The sequence below is a fragment of the Herbaspirillum robiniae genome (assembly GCF_002213415.1).
In the GTDB taxonomy this organism is placed as follows: Bacteria; Pseudomonadota; Gammaproteobacteria; order Burkholderiales; family Burkholderiaceae_D; genus Herbaspirillum; species Herbaspirillum robiniae.
In genome coordinates this window covers 221,082-238,736 of sequence record NZ_NJGU01000005.1, presented here as the reverse complement: position 1 = coordinate 238,736, position 17,655 = coordinate 221,082, and the positions used below count along the sequence as shown (strand labels likewise).

The 17,655-nt window shown below is 66.6% G+C and carries 17 protein-coding genes; 11 read left to right on the top strand and 6 right to left on the bottom strand.

Annotation, left to right across the window (positions count from 1 at the left end):
- Positions 1–3: 3 nt before the first annotated feature.
- Both CEJ42_RS10435 and mltB read right to left on the bottom strand, forming a co-directional pair.
- Complete coding sequence (locus CEJ42_RS10435) at positions 4–2,175, bottom strand: TonB-dependent siderophore receptor (protein WP_088750981.1); 2,172 nt, start codon at positions 2,173–2,175, stop codon at positions 4–6.
- A 61-nt stretch (positions 2,176–2,236) separates the two neighbouring features.
- Positions 2,237–3,406, bottom strand: coding sequence for a lytic murein transglycosylase B (gene mltB / locus CEJ42_RS10430; protein WP_207760411.1), 1,170 nt, complete (start codon positions 3,404–3,406; stop codon positions 2,237–2,239).
- A 176-nt stretch (positions 3,407–3,582) separates the two neighbouring features.
- Here mltB and CEJ42_RS10425 point away from each other — a divergent pair, with 176 nt between their 5' ends.
- Entirely contained in the window at positions 3,583–4,524 is a 942-nt protein-coding gene (locus CEJ42_RS10425; RefSeq protein ID WP_088750979.1) for a histone deacetylase family protein, read from the top strand.
- A 34-nt stretch (positions 4,525–4,558) separates the two neighbouring features.
- Here CEJ42_RS10425 and CEJ42_RS10420 read toward each other — a convergent pair whose 3' ends face one another.
- Positions 4,559–5,431: a LysR family transcriptional regulator gene (locus tag CEJ42_RS10420; protein ID WP_079216532.1), complete on the bottom strand. Its 873-nt coding sequence runs from the start codon at positions 5,429–5,431 to the stop codon at positions 4,559–4,561.
- 204 nt (positions 5,432–5,635) lie between these two features.
- Here CEJ42_RS10420 and CEJ42_RS10415 point away from each other — a divergent pair, with 204 nt between their 5' ends.
- Together CEJ42_RS10415 and ylqF are read left to right on the top strand one after the other, a co-directional pair.
- Positions 5,636–7,057: an MFS transporter gene (locus tag CEJ42_RS10415; protein ID WP_088750978.1), complete on the top strand. Its 1,422-nt coding sequence runs from the start codon at positions 5,636–5,638 to the stop codon at positions 7,055–7,057.
- Positions 7,058–7,187: 130 nt separating this feature from the next.
- Positions 7,188–8,147: a ribosome biogenesis GTPase YlqF gene (gene ylqF / locus CEJ42_RS10410; protein WP_088750977.1), complete on the top strand. Its 960-nt coding sequence runs from the start codon at positions 7,188–7,190 to the stop codon at positions 8,145–8,147.
- A gap of 104 nt (positions 8,148–8,251) precedes the next feature.
- Here ylqF and CEJ42_RS10405 read toward each other — a convergent pair whose 3' ends face one another.
- The 3 genes from CEJ42_RS10405 to CEJ42_RS10395 all read right to left on the bottom strand — a co-directional run bounded on the left by CEJ42_RS10405 (position 8,252) and on the right by CEJ42_RS10395 (position 10,815).
- Complete coding sequence (locus CEJ42_RS10405; protein ID WP_079216526.1) at positions 8,252–9,049, bottom strand: MetQ/NlpA family ABC transporter substrate-binding protein; 798 nt, start codon at positions 9,047–9,049, stop codon at positions 8,252–8,254.
- An 85-nt stretch (positions 9,050–9,134) separates the two neighbouring features.
- Positions 9,135–9,788, bottom strand: a complete 654-nt coding sequence (locus CEJ42_RS10400) for a methionine ABC transporter permease (RefSeq protein WP_079216524.1) — start codon at positions 9,786–9,788, stop codon at positions 9,135–9,137.
- Complete coding sequence (locus CEJ42_RS10395) at positions 9,778–10,815, bottom strand: methionine ABC transporter ATP-binding protein (RefSeq protein WP_079216521.1); 1,038 nt, start codon at positions 10,813–10,815, stop codon at positions 9,778–9,780. Before CEJ42_RS10395 ends, CEJ42_RS10400 begins: the two co-directional genes overlap by 11 nt.
- A gap of 595 nt (positions 10,816–11,410) precedes the next feature.
- Here CEJ42_RS10395 and CEJ42_RS10390 point away from each other — a divergent pair.
- The 8 genes from CEJ42_RS10390 to CEJ42_RS10355 all read left to right on the top strand — a co-directional run bounded on the left by CEJ42_RS10390 (position 11,411) and on the right by CEJ42_RS10355 (position 17,631).
- Complete coding sequence (locus CEJ42_RS10390; RefSeq protein WP_088750975.1) at positions 11,411–11,800, top strand: DUF4148 domain-containing protein; 390 nt, start codon at positions 11,411–11,413, stop codon at positions 11,798–11,800.
- A gap of 107 nt (positions 11,801–11,907) precedes the next feature.
- On the top strand, positions 11,908–12,150 hold the full coding sequence (locus CEJ42_RS10385) for a type II toxin-antitoxin system Phd/YefM family antitoxin (protein WP_079219193.1): 243 nt from the start codon (positions 11,908–11,910) through the stop codon (positions 12,148–12,150).
- Entirely contained in the window at positions 12,147–12,401 is a 255-nt protein-coding gene (locus CEJ42_RS10380) for a type II toxin-antitoxin system YoeB family toxin (RefSeq protein WP_158522561.1), read from the top strand. The genes CEJ42_RS10385 and CEJ42_RS10380 overlap by 4 nt, the downstream gene beginning before the upstream one ends.
- Positions 12,402–12,937: 536 nt before the next feature.
- Positions 12,938–14,128, top strand: coding sequence for a porin (locus CEJ42_RS10375; protein ID WP_079219192.1), 1,191 nt, complete (start codon positions 12,938–12,940; stop codon positions 14,126–14,128).
- Between the two features lie 202 nt (positions 14,129–14,330).
- A complete protein-coding gene (locus CEJ42_RS10370; RefSeq protein ID WP_088750971.1) occupies positions 14,331–14,765 on the top strand; it encodes a YeeE/YedE family protein in 435 nt (144 codons plus the stop codon).
- A gap of 4 nt (positions 14,766–14,769) precedes the next feature.
- Complete coding sequence (locus CEJ42_RS10365; protein ID WP_207760410.1) at positions 14,770–15,189, top strand: DUF6691 family protein; 420 nt, start codon at positions 14,770–14,772, stop codon at positions 15,187–15,189.
- Between the two features lie 241 nt (positions 15,190–15,430).
- Positions 15,431–16,546, top strand: coding sequence for an ABC transporter substrate-binding protein (locus CEJ42_RS10360; protein WP_088750968.1), 1,116 nt, complete (start codon positions 15,431–15,433; stop codon positions 16,544–16,546).
- Positions 16,543–17,631 carry a FecCD family ABC transporter permease gene (locus CEJ42_RS10355; RefSeq protein WP_088750967.1) on the top strand — a complete coding sequence of 363 codons (1,089 nt, stop codon included), beginning with the start codon at positions 16,543–16,545 and terminating at the stop codon, positions 17,629–17,631. The genes CEJ42_RS10360 and CEJ42_RS10355 overlap by 4 nt, the downstream gene beginning before the upstream one ends.
- Positions 17,632–17,655 lie beyond the last annotated feature (24 nt).

Sequence of the window (17,655 nt, the reverse complement as noted above, 5' to 3'; positions counted from 1 at the left end):
GGCTCAGAAATCGTATTGCAGCGACAGGCGCGCAGTACGCGGCGCGCCCAGGTGGATGTAGCTGTCGCCCAGGTACTGGCCGGCATCCTTCCAGTAGCGCTTGTCGAAGACGTTGTCCACGTTCAGGCGCAGCGTGGTGTCGTGACCGCCCAGGCGCAGCTTGTAGCGCAGGCCGGCGTTGAAGACGTGCACCGCCGGCAGGCTCACGCTGCCGTCGCGGGTGACCGGCTTGGCGCCGCTGTAGAGCCAGCTGCCCATCACGTTCAGGCCGTCGACGCCGGGCATGGCGTAGTCGGCGTACACGGCGCTGCGCAGGCGTGGCACGTTGACCGCCTGCTGGTTGTCGTAGGCGGGCGTGCCGGTATCGCTGGCGCGTGCGCGCGTCACGGCGACGCTGGCGCCGACCTGCAGGCGGGGGCTCAGCCTGCCGTTGGCGCCCAGTTCGATGCCGGTGTTGGTCTGCCGGCCTTCCTGCACGTAGCTGAAGCCGAAGGCGCTGTCGTCGGGCTTCTGGTATTCGTAGGCCTTGCGCAGGCGGAACACCGCGGCCGTCAGCGCCAGGTCGGGGCTGACTTCATACTTCACGCCGGCTTCCAGCTGGCGCGCCACCGAGGGCGGCAGCGTGACGGGATAGTTGCTGACCCAGAACGGCGCCGAGCTGCCCAGCGACAGCGTTTCCGCATAGCTGCCGTAGAGGGACAGGTTGGCCACGGGCTTGAAGATCAGCGCCAGTTGCGGCAGGAAGATATTGCGCCCGGTATGGCGGCTGACGCTGCCGTCGCTGCCGAAGGCGTCTTCGTTCAGCCACACCTGGCGGCCGCCGGCGATGGCCTGCCAGCGCTCGGAGAATTGCACGCGGTCGCTGAAGAACAGCGCCTTCTGGCGGCTGTCGAGGTTGCGATAGGCGGGGCCTGGTACGTCGGTGGCCGGCGCCAGCGCCGGCGTGCCGGTGTAGATGTTGCCGCTGCCGACCAGCACGCTGATGCCGTCGGACTTGTCCACCACGCGGCGCGACATGGCCGCGCCCAGCGTCAGCTCATGCCGGATCGGTCCGGTGGCGAACTTGCCGATGGCCACCGCCTGTACTTCGTCGTTGCGGCGTTCGTCGTTGGGTACGCGATAGTCGTACACGTCGAAGTCGCCGTTGGCCGCGAAGGTGGCCGAAGCGCCGCCGCCGCTGCCATACGGGAAGGCCAGGTAATCATCGATCACCGCCCGGCTGCGTCCGGCCTGGAGATAGCCGCGCCAGTCGCTGTTGAACTCGGTATCCAGGCGCAGGCGGTAGTTCAGCGAGGTGTCGCGCACCGGCTGCGCCCAGGATTGCGGCGTCAGCATGGTCGAGGGCGACATGCCCGACGGGATGGTGGCGCCGCCCAGCAGCTGGTAGCCGGCCACCGAGCGCTGCGATTTCTGCTGGTACTCGGCGTCGAACTGCAGCAGCGTCTTGGGCGTGATGGCCCAGGAGGCCGACAGCGAGGCGAAGTCGCGCCAGCCGTCGCCGTTGTTCACGTAGGAATGGATGTCTTCATGCGCGGCGTTGATGCGCAGGCCGAACTGCTTCTGCTCGCCGAACAGCGCGCCGAGGTCGGTGGCGAGATAGCGCGAGCCGTTGGAGTCGGTGCCCAGCGTGACCGAGCGCACATCGGCCGGGCGCTTGGTGACGTAGTTGACGATGCCGCCGGCGGCAACCACGCCGGCCTGCAGGCCGGCCGCGCCCTTCAAGAATTCCACGCGCTCCTTGTTCTCCAGCGCGATGGTCTGCTCGCCCGCCACGGTCAGGCCGTCGATGCGGTAGGCGCTGGCCGGGTCCAGCGTCACGCCGCGGATGCTGAAGTTCTCGTAATAGCCGACCGGCGCGTAGTTCTCGCCGATGGCGGCGTCATTCTTGATCACTTCCGACAGCAGGCGCGACTGCTGGTCGCTCATCTGCGTGCGCGTGACCACCGACACCGAGGCCGGCGTATCGAGCAGCGGCGCGTCGTCGAAGCCGGCCACCGATGCCGAGCGCGCGTGCGCGTCGCTCTTGCCGGCGCCGCTGGCGGTGACGTTCACCGTGGGCAGGCTGTCGCCGGATTCGTCGCGGCCGTCGGCGGCGCGCGCCGCGCCGGACAGGCCAAGGGAAGTGCCGGCCAGCGTCAGCATCAGCGTGGAGGCCAGGGGAGCAATACGTTTCATCGTTACGTCAGGAAGTGGCGGATTTCATGCGCCGGCCGGGGCCGGTGCGGCGGTTGTTTGATCAGGGCTGGCGATTGCGGGCCGCAGCCACGGCGCGGCCCAGTTCGGCCACCGACATCGCATAGAAGTAGCTGCGATTGTATTGCGTGATGGCGTAGAAGTTGTTCGTGGCCAGCCAGTACTCGGTGGGGCCGGTGCCGTTCTGCAGGTCGACCAGGCCGAAGCGCATGCCGGCCGGCAGGGCGGGCGCGGAGACGCCGGCGGCCTGCAGCTGGTCCTGGGTGTACTTGGCTTCCAGGCCCTGGTTCAGCATCGCCTCCCACTGGCGGTTGTCGCCGGACACCGTCGCCGGGAAGGCCACCGGTTCGCCGCGCTGCCAGCCGTGCACCGAGAGGTAATGGGCCACGCTGCCGATGGCGTCCACGGGCGAGTTGCGCAGGTCGATCTTGCCATCGCCGTCGAAGTCCACCGCGTATTCGCGGATGCTGCCCGGCATGAACTGCGCCCAGCCGATGGCGCCGGCGTAGGAGCCGCGCAGCGTCAGCGGGTCGATGCCCGATTCGCGCGACAGCAGCAGGGTGTTTTCCAGCTCGCCGCGGAAGAAGGCCATGCGCGCTTCGCGCGTGGGCGTGTTGGGGTAATCGAAGGCCAGCGTGGTGATGGCGTCCATCACGCGGAAGCTGCCGGTGTTGCGGCCGTAGACGGTTTCCACGCCGATGATGCCGACGATGATTTCCATCGGCACGCCGTACTGCGCCTCGGCACGCGCCAGCGCCACGCCATAGGTGTTCCAGAACTCGACGCCGGCGTTGATGCGGGTCGGCTCGATGAAGCGGGCGCGGTAGGCGGCCCAGTTCTTGGGCTTGTTGCTGGGCGCGGGCTTGATCAGCTGGATCGCGGTGTCGAGGTAGCGCGTCTGGCCGAACAGGGTGTTGAGCTCGGCGCGGTTGAAGCCGTTGCGCTCGACCATCTCGTCGATGAAGCGCGCGACTTCCTTCCACTCATTGAAATTGACGAACTCGCCCTGGTCTTCCGGCGCGGCCTTCTTCTTGGCCTGGGCCTTCTTGTCGGTTTTCTTGTCAGCCTTCTTGGCCTTGGCGTTCTTGCTGCTCTTGGCCGGGGCCTTGCCGGACTGGCTGCCTTCGGCGTGCAGCGCCGGCGGCAGGGCGCACAGGGTGCACAGCAGGAGGGCGGACGGCAGGGAGGTCAGGCGAGGCAGTGTGATCGGCATGAGAAGCAGTCTGGACGCAGGGCGGGCGGAACAAGCCTTCAAGTATACCGCATCGGGCCGCGCGCCCCGTGGTGGTGCATGCGGCGGGCCGCACCGGCGGTCCGGCAGGATGTACACTAGCCGGACGAGACGAACCCGGGCAGCGCGCCGCCTGCCCGCTTGCAATAAGAGCAACAATGACCACCGCCATCTATACGCACGCCGACTGCCAGCGCCATGAAATGGGCGACTGGCATCCCGAGACGCCGACCCGCCTGCAGGCGATCGAAGACCAGCTGATCTCCAGCCGCATCGACCAGTTCCTCGACCGCCGCGACGCGCCGCTGGCCGATCCGGCCGATCTCGAGCGCATCCACAGCGCCGCGGCCGTCGACCGCATCCGCGAGCACAGCCACGCGCTGGGCCTGTCGGGCGAAGCCTATTACTCCATCGACGGCGACACCCTGCTCAACCAGCACAGCTGGCAGGCGGCGCTGCGCGCGGCGGGCGCGGCCGTGGCGGCCACCGACGCGGTGCTGGCCGGCGAGCTCGACAACGCCTTCTGCTCGGTGCGCCCGCCGGGCCATCACGCCACGCCCGACAAGGCGATGGGATTCTGCCTGTTCAACAACGTCGCCATCGCCGCGCGCCATGCGATGGATGTGCACGGGCTGGAGCGGGTGGCGGTGGTGGATTTCGACGTGCACCACGGCAACGGCACCGAAGACGCCTTCGCCCATGATGCCCGGGTGCTGATGGTGAGCTTCTTCCAGCATCCGTTCTATCCCTTCTCGGGCGACGCGCCCACCGAGGGCCACATCGTCAACGTGCCGGTGCCGGCTTTCACCGACGGCAACGCGGTGCGCCGGCTGGTCACCGAAAAATGGCTGCCGGCGCTGCATGCGCACCGGCCGCAGATGATCTTCATCTCGGCCGGCTTCGACGCCCACCGCGAGGACGACATGGGGCAGATGGGGCTGGTCGAGGCCGACTACGCCTGGATGACGCGCCAGATCATGCAGGTGGCCAAGGAGCATGCCCAGGGGCGCATCGTGAGCTGCCTGGAAGGCGGCTACAACCTGTCGGCGCTGGGACGCAGCGTGGTGGCGCATCTGAAGGTGCTGGCCGACCTGGAGTGAGGCAGGCTTGGCGCAGGCGCGCGCACCTTACTCTTCACTCAACGTGCGCTTCATAGGCCGCAATGATCGCGTCGGCCACGGCGCGCACCCGCGCCGTGCGGTTCAGGTCGCTGTGCAGCACCAGCCACATGTCGTAGGGCGATTTGCGCTCCGGCCAGATGCGCACCAGCCCGGGCGTCTTGTCGCCCACGTGGGTGGGCAGCTCGGCCAGGCCCATGCCGGCCTGCACACAGTCGATCATCAACAGCCCGGTGCTGATTTCCATGGCCACGTTGGCGTTGGCCACCGACTCCCCGCAGACCTGGTCGGCCATCTGGGGCGCCGCCGCGCGCTGGTAGACCACCACGTCATGCCCCTTGAGCGCCGTGCCCGGTTCGGGCAGGCCGCGCTTTTTCACATAGGACTTCGAGGCGTAGATGCCGGTATGCAGGCGCTTCAGGTGGCGCGCGATCAGGTCCGGGCTGTCCGGGCGCAGCGTGCGCACGGCGATGTCGGCTTCGCGCTTGGTCAGGTTGGTGATCAGGGTGGAGGTGGAGAGCACCACGCGGATGCCGGGATGCGACTCGCGCAGCCGTTGCAGCGCCGGCACCAGGAAGTGGCGCGCCGAGGTGTCGGTGGCGGCCACCCGCACCACGCCGCACAGGCGCTCGTCTATGCCTTGCATCTGGCGCTGCAGCTGCTCGGCGCCTTGCTCCATCTGGCTGGCGGCCTGCGCCGCCAGTTCGCCCGCCGGCGTGGGCACGTAGCCGGCCGGGGTGCGCAGGAACAGCCGCGCGCCCAGTGACTTCTCCAGCGAGGCCAGCCGGCGGCCGACCGTGGCCTGGTCGATTTCCAGCTTCTCGGCCGCGCCGCGCAGCGTGCCGGCGCGGTGCAGCGCGAGGAAGACGCGCGCGTTGTCCCAGTCCATGGGCGATCTCCTTGTGATGGCCGCTGCAAGGGCGCATGCAGGCATGCATGTGCGCGACCGGCGGCAGGATGCAAATTTGCATCAGACTGCCGATCTTATACCTATTTATTGCATTGCGGCGAGCGCCTACAATTCCCACTGTCGCCGCCTGCCTCCGTGCTTTTCGGATGTCCGGGCGCTTTTTTATTGCAGAAAGAACCCGCCATGTCATCCGCACAATCTTCCCATCCCCCGCTGGCCGCCGCAGCGGCAGGCGCCGCCCCCAGGGCCGGCTTGCTGCCGCTGGTGGCGCTGGCCATCGGCTTCGTCATGGCCATGCTGGACGTGACCGTGGTCAACGTCGGCCTCTCCAATATCTCGGCCAGCCTGGATGCGCCGCTGTCCACCCTGGTGTGGATCGTCGACGGCTACACGCTGACCTTTGCCGCCATGCTGATGGTGGGCGGCGCGCTGGCCGACCGCTTCGGCGGCCGCCGCCTCTACCTGCTGGGCCTGCTGCTGTTCGTGGTGGCGTCCGCGTTGTGCGGGGCGGCGCCCACCGGCGGCTTCCTGGTCGCGGCGCGCCTGCTGCAGGGTTTGGGCGCGGCCTTCTTCATGCCCAGTTCGCTCAGCCTGCTGTCCCACGTCTATGAAGACGACCGCGTGCGCGCCCGCATGCTGGGCGTGTGGTCGGCCACGGTCAGCGTGGCCGCGGCGGTCGGTCCGCTGCTGGGCGGCGTGCTGATCCACTCGCTGGGCTGGCGCAGCGTGTTCCTGATCAACGTGCCGGTGGGCATCGTCGGCTTGTGGATGGCGCGCCGGCTGATTCCGCAGGTGCCGCGCCATGAGCGCGCGCTGAATCTCTACAGCCACGTGGCCGGCGTGGTGATGCTGGCGGCGCTGTCCTTCGTGCTGATCCAGGGGCCGGTGTACGGCTGGGGCTCGGCGCGCATCGTGGCCGGCGCCGCGCTCACGCTGCTGGCCGCGGCCGCCCTGGTGCGCCATGAGCTGCGCGGCGTGGCGCCGCTGCTGCCTCGCGCCCTGTTCGCCACGCCGCAGTTCGCGGCGGCCAACGGCATCGGTTTCCTGATCAACTTCGCGGTGTACGGCAACTTCTTCTACCTGGCGCTGTTCCTGCAGCAGGGGCGCGGCGCCGATGCGCTGCATACCGGGCTGCAGCTGGTGCCGATGATGGTGGTGATCTTCTTCGGCAACCTAATGTCCGGCCGCATGTCGGCCCACTGGGGGCCGCGCGTGCCGCTGCTGCTGGGTTTGTCGGTGGGCGCGCTGTTCACCGCGCTGTCGACCACGCTGCGGCCGGAGACGCCGTACTGGATGCTGGCCCTGATCTGCGCTGCGGCCAACCTGGGCGTGAGCACCGCCATCCCGGCCATGACCGCGGTGGTGATGCAGGTGGCGGGCCGGGCGCACGCCAACAGCGCGGCCGCCGCGCTCAACGCCAATCGCCAGATCGGCGCCTTGGTCGGGGTGGCGGTGATGGGCGCGGTGCTGCATACGGTGGACGGCTGGGGCCTGCGCAACCCGCTGGCCTTCGGCATGATGGCGCTGGCTTACCTGATCGCGCTGTGGCTGGTGTGGCGCTTCGTCGGTGTTGTCGGAAAGCAAATGGCGGCGCGCCGGACCTGAGCCAACTGTTGTTCCTCGACCAAGAGCCTGCCCCGCATTGCGCGCGGCAGGCTGTTTTTTTAGGGAATGTGGGGGCGGGGCCTTAAAATAGAGGGTTAGACGAAATACGCATCAGAAAGAAGAATCCCGCATGTCCATCCAATGGTTCCCCGGCCACATGAACTCCGCCCGCAGGAAAGCGGCGGAGACCATGGAAAAAGTCGATCTGGTGATCGAAGTGGTCGACGCACGCCTGCCGCAGGCCAGCTGCAACCCGATGATCGAGCAGCTGCGCAATGCCCGCCAGCGTCCCTGCCTGAAGATCCTGAACAAGACCGACATGGCCGACCCGGTCGCCACGCAAGCCTGGATCGAGCACTACAACGCCCAGAAGGGCGTCACCGCCGTGGCGCTGTCGTGCAAGAAGCCCTCCGACGTGGCGCGCATTCCCAAGCTGGCCATCCAGGTCGCGCCGCATCGCGGCACCGCCCTGAAGCCGCTGCGCATCATGATCATGGGCATTCCCAACGTGGGCAAGTCGACGCTGATGAACGCGCTGCTGAAAAAGCGCGTGGCCGCGGTGGGCGACGAGCCGGCCGTGACCAAGACCCAGCAGCGCCTCTACCTGGGCAACAACATGGTGCTCACCGATACGCCCGGCATGCTGTGGCCCAAGATCGAGCACCCCAGCGACGGCCTGATGCTGGCCGCCAGCCACGCCGTGGGCAGCAATGCGCTGATCGAGGAAGAGGTCGCCACCTTCCTGGCCGACCTGCTGCTGCAACGCTATGCGCAGCTGCTCAAGGCGCGTTACGGCTTCAACACCGACGGCATGGACGGCGTGGCGGTGGTGGAGGGCGTGGCGGCCAAGCGCGGTTTCCGCCTCAAGGGCGGCGACTACGATTTCGAGAAGGCCTCGCACATCTTCCTGCAGGACTACCGCAGCGGCGCGCTGGGCCGCATCTCGCTGGAAACGCCGGCCTCGCGCGCCGAGCTGCTGGCCACCTACCAGTCCACCGACAATCCCGATGCCTTGCCCGAAGAGGACGAAGAAGAGGAAGAGGACTACGACTGGCGCAATGCGCCGGACCACCGCGAGCGGCGCGACTGAGCGGATCGCAGGCCGCGCGGCCAATGAAAAAGCCCACCATGCGGTGGGCTTTTTTCATGCGCCCTGCGCCCGGCGAATAGTCGCAGGCGCAGGGAAGGGGCGGATTACCAGGAGGTGATCACGGAACCCTTGTACTTTTCCAGCACGAACTTCTTCACTTCCGGGCTGTGATAAGCCTTGACCAGCTTGGCCACCCACGGCTTGTCCTTGTCGGCGGCGCGCACGGCCAGCACGTTGGCGTAGGGGCCGGTGGAGGCTTCCACGGAGATGGCGTCCTTGGTCGGCGACAGGCCGGCGGATTCGGCGAAGTTGCCGTTGATCACGGCGGCGTCGAAGTCATCCAGCGAACGCGGCAGCTGGGCGGCGTCCAGTTCGACGATCTTGACCTTCTTCGGGTTGTCGACGATGTCCAGCGGGGTAGCCTTCAGGCCGGCGTCGGCCTTGAGCTTGATCACGCCCTTGGCTTGCAGCACCAGCAGCGCGCGGCCGCCGTTGGTCGGGTCGTTCGGCACGCCGATGCGGGCGCCCTGCTTCAGGTCGTCCAGCGACTTGACCTTCTTGGAGTAGATGCCCATCGGGAAGGTGATGGTGGTGCCCACGCTGACGAACTTGTAGCCGCGGTCCTTCACCTGCGCATCCAGGTAGGGCTGGTGCTGGTAGGAGTTGGCGTCCAGGTCGCCGGCGGCCAGGGCGGCGTTGGGCTGGATGTAGTCGGTGAACTCGATGATCTTCATCTCCACGCCGTCCTTGGCGAGCAGCTTCTTGACCTGTTCCATGATCTCGGCGTGCGGACCTGCGGTCACGCCCATCTTGATCTGGTCTGCGGCCAGCACGGGAGCGGAGATCAGGCTGGCAGCGACGCCCAGGCCTGCAACGAATTGAATCAACTGACGACGGTTCATGACTTTCCTTTCGGTCTTTGTCTTTGTAATAGCCGCGGCGGGTAGCGGCGGTTTGTTTCAGTACTGCGGGCGGCGGCCTGCGCTTTTAGCGGTGGCTCAGCCTGCGTACCAGCAGGTCTCCCAGCGACTGCACCAGCTGCACGAAAACGATCAGGATCAGCACCACGGCCAGCATCACTTCCGGCAGGAAGCGCTGATAGCCGTAACGGATGCCCAGGTCGCCCAGGCCGCCGCCGCCGATCGCGCCGGCCATGGCCGAATAGCCGACCAGGCTGACGAACGTGATCGTGAGACCGGCGACGATACCAGCAAATGCTTCAGGCACCAAGACCTTGTAAATGATTTGCCACGTGGTGGCGCCCATGGCCTGGGCGGCCTCCACCAGGCCGCGGTCGACCTCGCGCAGGGCGGTCTCGACCAGGCGCGCGATGAAGGGCGCGGCGGCGATCGTCAGCGGCACGATGGCGGCAGCGGTGCCGATCGAGGTGCCGACGAAGAAACGCGTCATCGGAATCACCGCCACCAGCAGGATGATGAAGGGGGTGGAGCGCACGGCGTTGACCAGCAGGCCGGCGATGCGGTTGAACGCGACGTTGGGCAGGATGCCGCCGCGGTCGGTCAGGTGCAGCGCGATGCCCAGCGGAATGCCCAGCACCGAGCCGACCACGCCGGAGATCAGCACCATCATCAGGGTTTCGCCGAAGGAGCTGACGAACAGATCGATCAGTTCAGATGACATGGTTGAGCTCCTCTACGACGACGCCCTGCTCGCGCAGGTATTGCATGGCTTTGTTGATGTCTTCCTGGGCGCCGTTGGCGAGGATCGCCAGCGAGCCGAAGGCCTGGCCCTGGATCTCGTCGATCTGGCCGTGCAGGATGTTGAAGTTCAGGTTGAAGCGGCGCACCGCTTCCGACAGGTGCGGCTGGTCCACGTCGTTGCCGGTGAAGGCGAAGCGGAACAGGTGGTCGGTGCCCTGGCCGGCCTCGGCGCGCGCCAGGCGCTCGCGCAGGCGCGCCAGCACGCCCTTGGGCAGTTCATGGGCGATCACGTCGCCGATCAGCGCGCGGGTGACCTCATGTTTGGGCTGGCGGAACACGTCCAGCACTTCGCCCTGTTCGATCACCTGGCCGGCTTCCATCACGGCCACGCGGTCGCAGATGTCCTTGATCACTTCCATCTGGTGCGTGATCAGCACGATGGTCAGGCCCAGCTCCTTGTTGATCTTGCGCAGCAGCTCGAGGATCGAGCGGGTGGTCTCGGGATCCAGCGCCGAGGTGGCCTCGTCGGAGAGCAGCACCTTGGGGTCGTTGGCCAGCGCGCGCGCGATGCCCACGCGCTGCTTCTGGCCGCCGGAGATCTGCGCCGGATAGCGGTTCTTCAGCTGGGTCAGGCCGACCAGCTCCAGCAGCGGCTCGACCTTCCTGGCGATCTCGGCCTTGGACTTGCCGGCCAGTTCCAGCGGCAGCGCGATGTTGTCGTACACGGTGCGCGAGGACAGCAGGTTGAAGTGCTGGAAGATCATGCCGATGCCGCGGCGCGCTTCGCGCAGCTGGTCGGACGACAGCGCGGTCAGGTCCTGGCCGTCGAGGAGGATGCGGCCCGAGGTCGGGCGGTTCAGCAGGTTCAGGGTGCGCACCAGCGTGCTCTTGCCGGCGCCGCTGCGGCCGATGATGCCGAAGATCTCGCCTTTGCGGATCGTCAGCTCGACGTCGCGCACCGCCTCGACATTGCCGAAGCGCTGGGTAACAGCTTGGATTTCGATCATGATGGGAATAGAAATGGCAGCGGGCCCTTGCTGTTCGCACCGCCGCCGCAGGCCTCAGGAGACGCCGCGGGCGAGAACAAAACCACAAGTCTCCACTGCCATCGATATTTTTATAAGAAGGCGCTATTTTAAGTCGGCTCGGTTATAAGGGGAAAATAAATTTTCGCCTATACATATAACCGAATCATCTTAGAACGCCCCGCAAAGCCGCATGTGGCATAGCTTCTTCGGTTGCCCGGCGGGTTCTCGTGCGAGCCTGTTCCCGTGCTCCGGGATTTCCACGGCTGCGCATTTCCCTTCTTCATTTTGTCGCGTGTGAGCGCTTGCGCGATCCGTTTCGGCATCGCCGGACATTTGTCCACAAGAAATGCGAGCCAAGCGCGTCAATACCCTTATTGTTCCGTTTTTGGAAATGATCACTTTCCTTGGGCAATGTTTTTCTATGTTTTCGTAAAGATTAAAGTTCATCTGCAGCCCGGATGACACATCAGTTCTTCTGCGGCTACCAGCGCCTCACGCCGTTTCATGCAAATGCAGCAGGGCGCCGACCAAGTCCAAATTTGCATCAAGCCGTACTGTAAGAAGAAAGCACAACATGAATACCCGTCATCTCCTCATCGCCGTCGCACTGGCCGCCACAAGCGGCATCGTGATGGCCGACACCGCTTACGCCCAATCCACCGCCGTCCAGGGCAAGACCCGCGCCCAGGTCATCGAAGAACTGAAGCAGGCCCGCGCCGACGGCAGCATCGCCATCGGCGACGCCGACTTCCCCAAGACGCCGGCCTTCGTCTCCACCAAGACCCGCGCCCAGGTGATCGCCGAGCTGAAGGAAGCCCAGGCCCGCGGCCTGGTCAACGTCGGCGACGCCTACTACCCGAAGCTGCCCGAGTTCGTGTCCACCAAGAGCCGCGCCCAGGTCCAGGCCGAGCTGGCCGAGTACCAGAAGAACCCCGATCCGCAGGGCCTCTACCGCGGTTATTGATGCGCCCGCCGGCGCGGCCCGAGCCGCCCGGCGCACGCTCCCGCGAGGGATACGGGTCGCGCCGCCGGCCCGTGCATTGCCGCCGTACAGAACAACAAGAGGATCCCATGTACTCCTTCAACGCCAATCAATTGAACGACCGCCTGCCCGACATCCTTGAGCTGGCCGATATCGACGAGGTGGTCGTCACCCGCGACAGCGGCGAAAACCTGGTCATCGTCAAGGAATCGGTATGGCGCTCGCTGCAGGACGCCGCCCACCTGTTCGCCACCGACGTCAACGCCGACCGCCTGCTGCGCAGCCTGCAGCAGCTGCGCACCGAGTTCCTGTCGCAGCCGGAGGTCGAATGAAACTGTTCATGACCCCGATGGCGATGGAAGACTTCGCCTTCTGGCGCCGCCAGGACAGCGAACTGGCGCGCCGCATCGCACGCCTGCTGCGTCGCCTGCGCGACGGCGAAAGCCTGCCGCCGCAACAGGTCTCGGCCTTGCCGCTGCGCCTGCAGGGTCTGTGCGCGGTGCGCCTGACCGCCGAACACCGGCTGGTGTTCGAGCGGCTGCGCGACCGCATCGTGGTACACCAGTGCCGCTTCCACTATTGAGAGGGAAGCGCCTGGAAGCCGGGGCCGATGGCGCCCGGTACGGGCAAGCGAACCGCCCTAGCAACAGCTCCTAGTGGCTAGCCTGCGGCGGCCGCCCGCGATCGACTGCGGACGGCCCGGGGCCGGGTGTTCACGTGAGAGATGTCCCCAGTGCAGGCTTGTCCGCCCGCGGTCTTGTCCGGCGCCTTTCCTTGCGCCGGACGATGCCAAGGGCTTTTTGCCGGCCGTGAGCGGTCGGGGCGATGCCAACAATGCGTTGTTTATTTGCATCATTGTTGCGTCTTCGTCTCGATTGAAATCGCGAGCCGGCATTTTTTACGTCTCTATTCTTATCGACATTAAGTTGTAATAATGAGACAAAAATAAGAATAAAAACACAAAATTAAAAAGATAAATTGTTTGAGAAAATAAATTTTGATTAAATGAATTAAGCATTCTTGATATTTCTCTCTGGAAGCTTGGGTGGCTCGTTAGTCCGGATAGGCGCACGAGTTGCCAACAATCAAACAGCAATTCAACAAACTTTGGAGTTCTCCATGAAAAAGTCCCTCTTGGCACTGGCAGTGCTGGGCGCCTTCGCCGGCGTGGCACACGCGCAAAGCTCGGTCACCATCTACGGCATCATCGACGCCAGCCTGTCCTACAACAGCAAGGTCGCCACCACCGGTACCGGCAACGGCAACCGCATGGGCGTCGACTCCGGTGCGATCAAGGGTTCGCGCATCGGCTTCAAGGGCAGCGAAGACCTGGGCGGCGGCATGAAGGCGCTGTTCAACCTGGAAAACGGTTTCAACCTGGATAACGGCGCAGCCGCCCAGAACGGCACCCTGTGGGGCCGTACTTCGACCGTGGGCCTGTCCGGCGGCTTCGGCACCGTGCTGCTGGGTCGTCAAAAGGACTTCACCGACGATATCGCCGCCTTCACCTCCGTGGCCGACTTCGGCGGCATGGTCAGCCAGGCTCACGCACGTGACCTGGACCGCACCAACGGCGAGCGCGTGAACAACTCGATCCGCTACAACACCAACAACTACAACGGCTTCTACGGCAGCCTGATCTACGGCTTCGGCGAGCAAGCCGGCCAGAACACCGCAGGCCAGTCCTTCGGCATCGGCGGCGCCTACTCGAACGGCCCGTTCAACATCGGCCTGTCCTACTTCCAGTCCAAGAAGGGCGGCACCTCGGGCGCCAGCGACGTCAACTCGACCAACGCCACCTCGTGCACCAACGCCGCCGGCTCCTCCGGCGACACTTGCCTGAAGACCTGGACCCTGGCTTCGTCCTACCAGTTCGGCCCGGCCAAGGTGTACGGCTCCTGGTCGCGCGTGAAGCTGCCGCTGGCGACCGCCGGCGCATCCTCCTCGTTCTCGGCCGCTTCCTCGGCCAGCTACGCGGCTGACACCACCGGCCAGTACCTGGTCGGCGGCGTGAACAACGAGAAGAACGACATCTTCGACATCGGCGTGAACTACGGCCTGACCCCGGCCCTGTCGCTGCTGGGCGCAGTGCAGTACACCAAGGCCAGCTTCGTCGGCGCCTCCGACGGCCACCTGCTGCAGCTGAACCTGGGCGCCAAGTACGCCCTGTCCAAGCGCACCAGCCTGTACGCGATCTACCGCAACCTGCGCGCTTCCGACACCTACAACCCGGGCGTTTCCAACGGCCAGGCTCCTGGTTCGGACGGCAGCCAGAACGCCTTCAACGCCGGCATCATCCACAACTTCTGATCGGATGAACGCCGCGCATGAAGCGCGACGCGGGACGGCGGCGCCAGCCGTCCATCCCGCGTGAAGTTTCCCCTGTAGTGCCCGCAGGCCTTGTCTTCCCGGCAGGCCCGCAACGCCCGCGTTCTTCCCAGGACGCGGGCGTTTCCGTTTGCAGCGCCGCGACTTCCTATAATGGCGCTTCGATCCTGAACGGAACTCCACCATGCATATCGACTGGACGCATTTCACCCCCTGGCCTTCGCTGGCCGGCGGCATTGCCATCGGACTGGCGGCGGCCGCCATGATCCTCTTCAACGGCCGCATCGCCGGCATCAGCGGCATCCTCGGCGGCCTGCTGCGCGCGGCCTCGGGAGAACGCGGCTGGCGCGCCGCCTTCGTCGCCGGGCTGGTGGCCGCGCCGCTGCTGGGCGCGCTGGCCGGCTGGCACGCGCCACCGCACATCGATGCCGGCTGGCCGACGGTGATCGCGGCCGGCTTCATGGTCGGCGTCGGCACCCGCTATGCGGGCGGCTGCACCAGCGGCCACGGGGTATGCGGCATCTCGCGCGGCGCGCTGCGTTCGATCGCGGCGACGGCGACCTTCATGGCGGCCGGGTTCGTCACGGTGTTTGTGCTGCGCCATGTGCTGGGAGGCTGAGGCCATGCGCGCATCCATCGCTTCCTTTTTCAACGGGCTGCTGTTCGGCCTAGGCCTGATGCTGTCCGGCATGGCCGATCCGGCCAAGGTGCTGGGCTTTCTGGACATCGCCGGCGCCTGGGATCCCTCGCTGGCCTTCGTGATGATCGGCGCCATCGGCGTGGGCGTGTTCGCTTTCGCCGCGGCGCGCCGGCGTTCTTCTTCCTGGCTGGGGTTGCCCATGCAGCTGCCCGTGGCGGCCGGCATTACGCCGCGCCTGTTGCTGGGCAGCGCGCTGTTCGGCGTCGGCTGGGGCGTGGCGGGCTTTTGCCCGGGGCCGGCGCTGGTGGCGCTGGGCATGGGCGAGGGCAAGGCGCTCGCCTTCGTGCTGGCGATGCTGGGCGGCATGGGCGTGTTCGAGCTGCTCGAGGCTCGCCGCCGCTAGTCCTGCGCCCGCGTTCTCCTGGCCGGAAGATCCGCCGTCACGGCGGATTTTTTGTTTGCGCGCGCGTGCGCCGCCGCCCGGATTTGTAATGGAATGTGTTGCGCGCAAGGTCCGCAAACTTCCATTACGTATCGCCGCTCCACCGACACATTGCCGCCGCCGCGCCGACCTATAGTGAGCTCCTTCAAATGGGAATCATTCTGCCCGGGCGACTTCTCCGCATCGGGCGCAAGGGAGCATCGTGAAGTTCAGGCAATTGTTTTCCGGGCTGGCGCTGGCGTCGGCCGTTTTGTTGTGTGGCCACGCTGCGGCGCGGCAGGTGACCGACCTGGCCGGTCGCCAGGTCGAGGTGCCGGACCATCCGCAGCGCGTGCTGCTGGGCGAGGGGCGTTTCGTGTTCGCCATGGCCTTGCTGGATCGCGACGATCCGGTGCAGCGCGTGGTCGGCTGGCAGGGTGAGCTCAAGGCCCAGGATCCCTATGCCTGGGGGCAACTGCTGAAACGCTTTCCGCAGGCCGGCAAGGTGCCGCTGATCGGCAAGACCTCGGAGGCCAGCGTCAGCCCCGAGAAGATCGTCTCGCTGCAGCCCGACCTCGCCATTTTCGGCCTGACCGGCCACGGCCCGACGCCGACCAACCCGATGCTGCGCGCGCTGCATGAGGCCGGCATCCCGGTCATCTTCATCGATTTCCGCGACAAGCCGCTGCTGCACACCGTGCCCAGCATGAAGCTGCTGGGCCAGGCGCTGGGGCGCGAGAAAGAGGCGCAGGAGTACATCGATTTCTACCAGTCGCACCTGGAGCGCGTGAAGCAGATCGTCGATCCGGTGCCGCAGGCGCAGCGCCCGCGCGTGTTCGTCGAGATGCTGGCCGGCGTGTGGCCGGCCTGCTGCCACACCACCGGCAACGGCAGCTACGGCGACATGGTGCAGGCCGCCGGCGGCGTCAACATCGTCGCCGGCCTGGTGCCGGGCGCGCTGGGCGACGTCAGCATGGAATACCTGCTGTCGCACCAGCCTGACGTGTATGTGGCCACCGGCAGCCGCTCCGAGCCGGGCCGCGACGGCTTGCTGATCGGGCCGGGCGCGGCGGCTTCGCAATCGGCCGCCAGCCTCTCGGTATTGCTGGCGCGCGGCGGCATCCGCGAGCTGCAGGCGGTGAAGTCGCAACGCGCCTTCGGCATCTGGCACGCCTTCTACAACTCGCCCTATAACGTGCTGGCGATCGAAGCGCTGGCAAAGATGTTTTATCCACAGCGCGCCGCCGCGCTCGATCCCGACGCTGCGCAGGCCGAGCTGTATCGCCGCTTCCTGAAGGTGGACGGGCAGGGCACCTACTGGACCGCGCCGGCCAAATGAGCGCCGCCTACCTGAGCGAAGAGGGCGCCGCCGCGTCGCCGCAAACCGTCGCCGATCCGGTGCGCGCCTACCGCCGCAGCATGCGCCGCCGCATGGCGTTCACGCTGGTGTTATTGGCGCTGATCGCGGCATCCCTGCTGCTGGATATCGCCACCGGCCCGGCCGGCCTGTCGCTGCATGATCTGTTCGCCACGCTGCTGCACGCCGAGGGCGCCGCGCCCGGCATGCGCGTGGTGGTGTGGGAGTTCCGCCTGCCCACCGCGCTGATGGCGCTGCTGGTGGGCATGTGCCTGGGCCTGGGCGGCGGCGAGATGCAGACCGTGCTCGACAATCCGCTGGCCAGCCCCTACACGCTGGGCATCTCGGCCGCGGCCGCCTTCGGCGCGGCGCTGGCGATCACGTTCAACTGGCGCTTTCCGGCGCTGCCGGCCGGCATGACGGTGTCGGCCTGCGCCTGCGCGGCCGCGCTGCTGTCGGTGCTGGTGCTGGAGCGCGTGGCGCGCTGGCGCGGCGGCTCCACGCTGGGCGTGATCCTGTTCGGCATCGCGCTGGTGTACTCCTTCCAGGCGCTGATCATGCTGCTGCAGTTCGTGGCCAGCGAGGAGGCGCTGCAGGGCATCGTGTTCTGGACCATGGGGAGCCTTGCGCGCGCGAGCTGGACGACGGTGGCGATCCTGGCGGTCGCCTTCATCCTGGTGGCGCCGTTCTCGCTGCGCGACGCCTGGCAGCTGACCGCGGTGCGGCTGGGCGAGGAGCGCGCGGCCAGTTTCGGCATCGACATGGCGCGGCTGCGGCTGGTGAGCCTGTTGCGCATCAGCGCGCTGGCGGCGCTGTCGGTGTCGTTCGTCGGCACCATCGGCTTCGTCGGGCTGGTGGCGCCGCACATCGCGCGCCTGCTGCTGGGCGAAGACCATCGCTACTACCTGCCCGGCAGCGCCATGGCCGGCGCGCTGATCATCTCGCTGGCCTCGGTCGCTTCCAAGACCATCCTGCCCGGGGTGCTGATCCCGGTGGGCATCGTGACCTCGCTGGTCGGCATTCCGCTGTTCCTGGCCATCGTGCTGCGCCGCCTGCGGCGCGAATGATTTCACCTCCAACGCCGCTTGCAA